This is a genomic window from Pauljensenia sp. 27098_8_83 (genome assembly GCF_041432695.1).
In the GTDB taxonomy this organism is placed as follows: domain Bacteria; phylum Actinomycetota; class Actinomycetes; order Actinomycetales; family Actinomycetaceae; genus Pauljensenia.
On the sequence record NZ_JAPWAD010000049.1, the window covers coordinates 1 to 866 of the forward strand.

Consider the following 866-nt stretch of genomic DNA (forward strand, 5'->3'; position numbering starts at 1 on the left):
GGTACCTTCACCCTCAAGGAAGCCCACTCAGACATCGTCTGGTTCACCCCCAACCCAGGAAAAGCAACATTCTGCTTCGACCCAGACCCCACATTCACCTTCCGTGACTTCCCATAACAAACTCACGGATGACACCGACCATCACCACAGAAGCACACCCATGAGCATCAGACCCGCACGCGTCCGCGCCATCGTCGTGGCCATCCTCGTCCTGGCCTTCGTCATCCCCTGGACCTACGCACACATCGCCTACTCCTGGGACTGGAAAGAACAATCCACAGGCGACGCCTGCACCGGCAAATACTACCTGACCCCATACGACAAGCAACGATCCATCTTCCTCGGCATTCTCTCCGACGGGCGGAAGGTTCGAATGAGCAGCAGGGGGGAAGTCTCCATGGGGCGCGACACCGCCTCTTTCAGTATCGCCGCTGCCAGCGACAACGAACCCTACGACCTACTCGGCCACGCAGACGGACTCCATCGCGGCGACAGCATCACCGTCGAGGGGGTCGGTACCTTCACCCTCAAGGAAGCCCACTCAGACATCGTCTGGTTCACCCCCAACCCAGGAAAAGCAACATTCTGCTTCAACCCAGACCCCACATTCACCGTCCATGATGAGCCCTAACAAAATCACGGATGACTCCACCCATCATCACAGAAGCACACCCATGAGCATCAGACCCGCACGCATCCGCGCCGTCGTCGTGGCCGTCCTCGTCCTGGCGTTCGTCATCCCCTGGACCTACGCACACATCGTCTACGCCTGGCCCTGGAAAGAACAATCCACAGGTGACGCCTGCACCGGCAAGTACTACCTCGCCCAATACGACAAGCAACGGTCCATGAAACTGGGAACGCTC

The 866-nt window shown here is 58.8% G+C and carries 1 protein-coding gene and 1 pseudogene; both read left to right on the forward strand.

Annotated elements, in window-relative coordinates; all coding sequences use genetic code 11:
- The first annotated feature begins 160 nt into the window (after positions 1-160).
- Positions 161-631 carry a DNA-binding protein gene (locus O3656_RS10230; protein ID WP_500063970.1) on the forward strand — a complete coding sequence of 157 codons (471 nt, stop codon included), beginning with the start codon at positions 161-163 and terminating at the stop codon, positions 629-631.
- Between the two features lie 43 nt (positions 632-674).
- Positions 675-866, forward strand: a pseudogene (locus O3656_RS10235) (DNA-binding protein); the annotation flags it as partial.

Coding starts and splice junctions, on each gene's coding strand:
- O3656_RS10230 (WP_500063970.1), top strand. CDS start 161: ATGAGCATCAGACCCGCACGCGTCCGCGCCATCGTCGTGGCCATCCTC.